Below are 6127 nucleotides of genomic sequence, written 5' to 3' on the forward strand. Positions count from 1 at the left end.
ACCGCGTTTTCAAATCCTATGACGATATCGTCGATCATTGTTGCGCCGCCTGGAACAAGCTCATCGAGCAGCCTTGGCGCATCATGTCCATCGGGCTACGCGACTGGGCGCATGGGTTTTGATCAATGAGGATTGGTATAATCGACGAGTGCCCGCAAATTGCATTTGAAGTGGCCGTAATAGACCACATCGAACCGCACCAGCGTCGTGAACAGCCGGATATCGGTTTCGGTCAGCCGGTCGCCGACCAGGAAGCGCTGGGTCTCGAGGCGCTGCTCGAGCCAGTCCAGCGTCTCGAAGACATCCGCGAGGGCGGCCTCATAGGCCGCCTGCGTCGCGGCGAAGCCGGCGCGATAGACGCCGTTGTTGAGGCCGGCGTAGACGCGCTCGTTGATGGCGTCGATCTCGCTGCGCAGCTCGGCGGGATAATAGTCGCCTTCCGCCGCGCCTATGCGATCGAAGGCGCTGTTGAACATCCGCAGAATCTCTGCCGATTCGTTGGAAACGACTTTGCGGCTGTCCTTGTCCCAGAGCACCGGAACGGTGACGCGCGAGCTGCAGTCCGGCTCGGACAATGTGTAGAGCTGATGCAGCCATTGCACGCCATTCACAGTGTCGGGAATGACGCCCGGGCCTGGCTGGAACGACCAGCCGTCTTCGCCCATCAGCCAATGCGCGACCGAAAGGCCGACGAGCTCTTCCAGTCCTTTCAGCCGGCGCATGATGAGCGTGCGATGCGCCCAGGGGCAGGCGAGCGAGACATAGAGATGGTAACGGCCCGCTTCGGCCGGAAAGGCGGGCGCTTTGTCGGCGTCGCTCAGGCCGATCCAATTGCGGAATAGGGAGGGTGGGCGCCGCAGCGCGCCATCCTCGAGGTATTTCTCGATGCCGCCGCGCCGCCACTGGCCTGCGATCAGCTCACCCATGGACCTTCTCCTTCGTCGCATCGCGGATCATAGGCGCGACCTTTGCGCCGAGAAGCTCGATCGAGCGGCTCATCGCATCGGTGTCCAGCATCGCCGCGCTCATTTGAAAGGTGAGCCGCGAAACGCCGCCCAGCGCCTCGCTCGCTGCGAGCGCGCGCCGGGCGACGGTCTCCGGGTCGCCGATCAGAAACGCGCCATGGGGCGAGCACATCGCCTCGAAGCCGGCGCGCGTGACGGGCGACCAACCTCGTTCACGGCCGATCTGCGTGAACATATAGGCCCACCCTGGGAAGAAAGCGTCCTTGGCGGCCTGGTCGGTGTCGCCGACGAAGCCCATCGCGTGAACGCCGACCTGGAGCGTTTCCTCCGCATGGCCGGCGCGGCGGCCCGCCTGCCGATAGAGATCGACGAGCGGGCGGAAGCGCCGGAAGTCGCCGCCGATGATCGCGACCATGAGCGGCAGGCCCAGCGCTCCGGCGCGGATGAAGGATTGCGGCGTGCCGCCGACGCCGAGCCAGATCGGCAGGCGGGCCTGATGCGGTCTGGGGAAGACGTCCTGGCCGGTCAGCGGCGGCCGGAAGCGTCCTTGCCATGTGACATGAATCTCGTCGCGGAGCTTCAGGAGCAGGTCGAGCTTCTCGGCGAAAAGGGCGTCATAGTCCTGCATGGCGAGGCCGAACAGCGGATAAGCTTCGCCGAAGGATCCGCGCCCGACGACGATCTCGGCGCGTCCTTTCGCGATGAGGTCGAGCGTCGCGAATTCCTGAAAGACGCGGACCGGATCGGCGGCGCTGAGCACGGTGACGGCGCTGGTCAGGCGGATTCGCCGCGTCCGCGCAGCGGCGGCGGCCAGGATAACAGCGGGCGCCGCGTCGAGAAATTCCTCGCGATGATGTTCGCCGACGCCGAACACATCGAGCCCGACGCGGTCGGCGATCTCCACTTCGTCGAGCAGACGCTCCATCCGCTCGGCGGCCGATATGATTTTCCCCGTCGCAGGATCGGGGATGATCGCCGCGAAGCTGTCGACGCCGATTTCCATGCCGCTTCCTCGAGAATTAGACAGGAGAGCGCGTCACGTGCTCGCGGCGCACTTCGACAAAAGGCCGTCGACGGCGTCGAGTAGGAGAGAAGCCTTCTCGACGCCGAGCGCATGATCAGGCTCGGAGGCGGCGGCCGTCCAGGCTGAACGAGCCCGCGCCGAAGGCTACGATCTGAAGAAGGCCGCCGACGATGGCGATGTTCTTCAGAAAGTGGATCATCTGGTTTTGATCGGCGAAATTCTTGTGGAATATCGCGGCCAAAATGAGCGTGAAGGTCGCCAGGACCAGGCTGACGAGTCGCGCCCTGTATCCGATGAGCAGAAGGAGGCCGCCGCCGGCTTCGACGACGACCGCGATCACGAGACCGAGAAGCGGGGCGGGCAATCCGACCGACGCGATATAGCCTTGCGTGGCCTCGGGGGCCGCGAGCTTGCCGAGACCGCCAAGGATGAAGAGCACGGCGATCAGCAGGCGGCCGACGAAGGCGAAGGCGTTGGTGGACTTGGAGGCGTTGGTCTCACTCATGTCGATGAAGCTCCAGATGTTCGGCATAGGGGAAGGACGTCGCCGCGGGTCAGGCGGCGAGCGAAGCGATTTGGGCTTTCGCCTCGGCGATGGCGGCCGCCTTCGGCTCTTCGCCGAGATTGAGGCCTTCGGCGCGGATGATGGTGACGTCGATCAGCCCGATGAAGCCGAGAACGCCGCGCAGATAGCTTTCGTGATGTTCGAGCGCGGCGGCCGGGCTGTCGCCGGTGTAGACGCCGCCCCGTGTCGAGGCGATGACGACCTTCTTGCCCTCGGGCAGCAACCCTTGCGGGCCATTGGGGCCGTATTGGAAGGTGCGGCCCGCGACGCAGACACGGTCGATCCAGCTCTTGAGCTGTGAGGGGACCGAGAAATTATACATGGGCGCGCCGATCACGATGATGTCGGCGGCGAAGAGATCGTCGATATAGGCGCCGCCGAGCGCGAGGTCCTGGCCGAGGGCCGCGCTCGTCACCTCGCCGCCCTGGAAGACCGCAATATGCGCATCCGAGAGATGGAGGGCGGGCTCGGCGACGAGGTCGCGGCGGATCACCCGCGCGCCCGGATGAAGGGCCAGCTCTTTCGCCACGACCTCCGCGGTGAGCGCGCGGCTGACCGAATATCCGCCGAGGATGCTGGAATCGATGTGCAGGATCGTCGTCATTGGGAACTCCTCCGAGCCGCCTGCGTGAGGCGTCATCGCTTTGCGAGCGAAGAGGTTTTTCAGAGCGCGAAACATAAGTGTGTAGGTCGCATGGTTGTGCGAACAGGAGAAGCCGGTATATATTTATACTTACTATCGGATAATCCGATGGATTGGACACGCGCGATGCTGGACGGGGTCTCTCTGGATCAATTGCGGGCTTTCCTGGCCTCTGTGGACGAGGGTAGTTTTTCCGCCGCGGGGCGCCGGCTGTCCCGCACCCAATCGGCCATCAGCGAAGCGATCGGCAGCTTGGAGACGCATCTGGGCGTCTCCTTGTTCGATCGCAGCGGCCGCTATCCCCGGTTGACGAGCGAAGGCGCTGTCCTCGTCGCCGATGCGCGCCTAGTCCTCTCCGGCGTCGACGGCCTGAAAGCGCGCGCCAAAGGCATGGCCGCCGGGATCGAGGCCGAGCTGGCGATCGCGGTCGACGTCTTCTTTCCGATCGAGGCTCTGGCCGGGGCGGCGACCCAATTCCGCGAGCAGTTTCCCCGCACGCCGCTGCGGCTCTATGTCGAGGCGCTCGGGGCGGCGGTGGAGCCGGTGATCGACGGACGCGCGAGCTTCGGCATCGCCGGACCCTTGCCCATGCTGCCTGGCGGGCTCGTCGCCGAGCGCCTGACCCACGTGCGCTTGTTGATGGTCGCGGCAGCGAACCACCCGTTGGCCACTTGGAAGGCCGTCATTCCGAAGGAGGAACTGGCCCGGCACGTCCAGCTGGTCCTGACCGATCGCTCAGCCTTGACGGCCGGGCGCGAGTTCGGAGTCATGGCGCCGACCACCTGGCGCCTCGCCGATCTCTTCGCCAAGCACGCGTTTCTATTGAACGGACTGGGCTGGGGCGGAATGCCTCGTCATACCGTCCAATCCGATCTCGACGCCGGCCGGCTGGTCGAGCTTGCGATCGAGGACATACCTTCTGGCGGGCTCGCCTTGCCGATGTCCGTCGTCTATCGCGCGTCTGATCCGCCGGGACCCGCGGGCCGCTGGATGATCGAACGTCTCGCGGCCTGTCCGGTGGGGATGGGTGGCAAGGGCGCGATCGACCCCGTGTGCCGTTGAGCAAATGCGCTCGCTCAAACGGGAAGAAGACGCCCCGGTGGGACGGCGCAAGCGGTCCCACAAATGGCATATGCCTCGAGAGTGGCGATGCGCCTGCGGCGAATAGTCTTCCCGCTCGCGCCGTAGCCAGCCGGTCACCGCGCCGGAAAAGCGGTGCCGGGCCGCCACGGCTCACGAGAGCCGATGCTCAATATTTCGGCGGAGTGCATTATTTATGTAATTGAACTACATAGTGCATCGACTTCAGATGCGCCGGACGCCGGCAGAGATCCCCCGCCACCGGATCGGCGACGATTTGGAGCGAACGCAATGGGCCAAAGAGCCGGCATTTCCGGTCTTATGTAGCAGCCGCCACTGGCTTCCTCTACTGGCGCGGATTTTGAGGCTCTATGCTGTCGGCTCATCATTGATTGAGCATGGGAACGGCGATGAGCACGAGGGAAATTATCTCGGCCTTGCGAGACAAGAGATCGGAGCTCGCCGACACCATCGCCCAGCTGGAGCGTCAAGTCGATCGACAGCGCGCCGATCTCGGGCATATCGACGCCACGATACGGCTGTTCGACCCCAGCATCGAAGACGAGGAGACCCGATCGACCGCGCCACGCGCGCACAACAACTGGTTCCGTCCGGGCGAATGCCGCCGGCGCATCTATGACGTTCTGCGTGAAGTCACGGAGGCGATGACCACGCGCGATGTCGTCGCAGGAGTCATGAAGGCGAAGGGTCTACGGGAAGACGACGCTCGCACGCGTGAGTTGGTTCACAAGACCGTTCTCTGCTCGTTGAACCGGGCGAAGGATACGATCGAACGCAGCGAGGCGGCCGGGACCACGATGTGGCGCGTGATTTAGCCCGCTGTCGCCCGCTCCAATAGCCGCAAAAGTCGATCGATGGTCCAAGGCCCATCGCCAATCCGATGACGCCTTCCGCTTGGTCGCCATTGCCGATGCGGCGGTGATCTTCGCGCCATGCCGCTTCCTGCGCGTATCTGGCGAAATAGATTCCGGCGATATGGTGATGATGCCCGAGCTCGCCGCGGCGCATCCGTGAAAAGAACGACTCGGCGCCATTGGTGCAGGCGTCGTCGATGCTGTATCCCTCCTGATGATTGATCCGCTTCATCGAGAATTTGGCGTGCAGTGAATTCCAGGCCGGGCTCTCGTCGGCGTGAACCACGGTTCCCTTGGCGACCCGGCTGCGAATGAAAGAGGTTGCCGCGTCCTCGGACGGGAACACGGACGGCAAGGTGCGCCCGTCGCGTTCTCGCACCACGACGACGACTTTGCGTTTCCCCGATTGGTTCTCGGCGAGGCGACGATCGACACGGTCGGCCGCCAGATTCTCCGGGCGGACATGACCGCCGAAATAAGCGCCGTCGATCTCGGCGACTTTTCCCTCGCCGCCGATTTTCAGGCCGCGCAGGCTGGCGGCCATGGCTTCGCGGAGCTTGTGCGCCAGCACGAAGGCCGTCTTATATTGAACGCCGAGATCTCGGGACAGGGCGAGCATGCTCTTGCCCTTCACCTCGTTGCAGAACAAGACGATCGACAAGTGATAGGTTTTCAGTGGCAGCTTATGCGACGAGAACAGCGTGCCCGAGGTCAGAGAAAAGTCGCTGCCGCAGGCCTGGCATCGCCAGCGCAGATGAGCGCCGCGCCGACAGTCATAGCAGGCCGTGCAGCCGCAGTTCGGACATACGGGCTTGCCATCAGTCGTCGGCCAGCGCAGCCGCGCGAAAACATTCGCGGCGCCTCGGTCGGACATGCGCATGACCTTGCCGATGCTGAGAGATCGCGCGGCGGCGGACAGGAGGAAATGCCGAGCCATGGCGCCTTCGCCAGAGAGAACATAATAAGAACACTCTC

At 64.1% G+C, this 6127-nt stretch carries 4 protein-coding genes and 3 pseudogenes; 2 read left to right on the forward strand and 5 right to left on the reverse strand.

Features of this window, described 5'->3' with window-relative positions; genetic code table 11:
* A pseudogene (locus VIF40_RS08135) lies at positions 1–122 on the forward strand (IS630 family transposase); the annotation flags it as partial.
* 9 nt (positions 123–131) lie between these two features.
* Here VIF40_RS08135 and VIF40_RS08140 read toward each other — a convergent pair.
* From VIF40_RS08140 to VIF40_RS08155, 4 genes and pseudogenes are all read right to left on the reverse strand, one after another.
* Positions 132–926: pseudogene (locus VIF40_RS08140) on the reverse strand (glutathione S-transferase family protein); the annotation flags it as partial.
* On the reverse strand, positions 919–1968 hold the full coding sequence (locus tag VIF40_RS08145; protein ID WP_331937029.1) for an Atu2307/SP_0267 family LLM class monooxygenase: 1050 nt from the start codon (positions 1966–1968) through the stop codon (positions 919–921). The gene VIF40_RS08145 and the pseudogene VIF40_RS08140, both read right to left, overlap by 8 nt.
* Positions 1969–2083: 115 nt before the next feature.
* Positions 2084–2494: a DoxX family protein gene (locus VIF40_RS08150; protein ID WP_331937030.1), complete on the reverse strand. Its 411-nt coding sequence runs from the start codon at positions 2492–2494 to the stop codon at positions 2084–2086.
* A 49-nt stretch (positions 2495–2543) separates the two neighbouring features.
* Positions 2544–3158 carry an FMN-dependent NADH-azoreductase gene (locus VIF40_RS08155; RefSeq protein ID WP_331937031.1) on the reverse strand — a complete coding sequence of 205 codons (615 nt, stop codon included), beginning with the start codon at positions 3156–3158 and terminating at the stop codon, positions 2544–2546.
* A 165-nt stretch (positions 3159–3323) separates the two neighbouring features.
* Between VIF40_RS08155 and VIF40_RS08160 the strand changes: the two genes are divergently transcribed.
* Positions 3324–4259 carry a LysR family transcriptional regulator gene (locus VIF40_RS08160; RefSeq protein WP_331937032.1) on the forward strand — a complete coding sequence of 312 codons (936 nt, stop codon included), beginning with the start codon at positions 3324–3326 and terminating at the stop codon, positions 4257–4259.
* 870 nt (positions 4260–5129) lie between these two features.
* Here the strand turns inward: VIF40_RS08160 and VIF40_RS08165 are convergent.
* A pseudogene (locus VIF40_RS08165) lies at positions 5130–6089 on the reverse strand (IS1595 family transposase); the annotation flags it as partial.
* Between the last annotated feature and the right edge of the window lie 38 nt (positions 6090–6127).

The sequence above is a fragment of the Methylosinus sp. genome, assembly GCF_036560965.1.
Taxonomy (GTDB): Bacteria; Pseudomonadota; Alphaproteobacteria; order Rhizobiales; family Beijerinckiaceae; genus Methylosinus.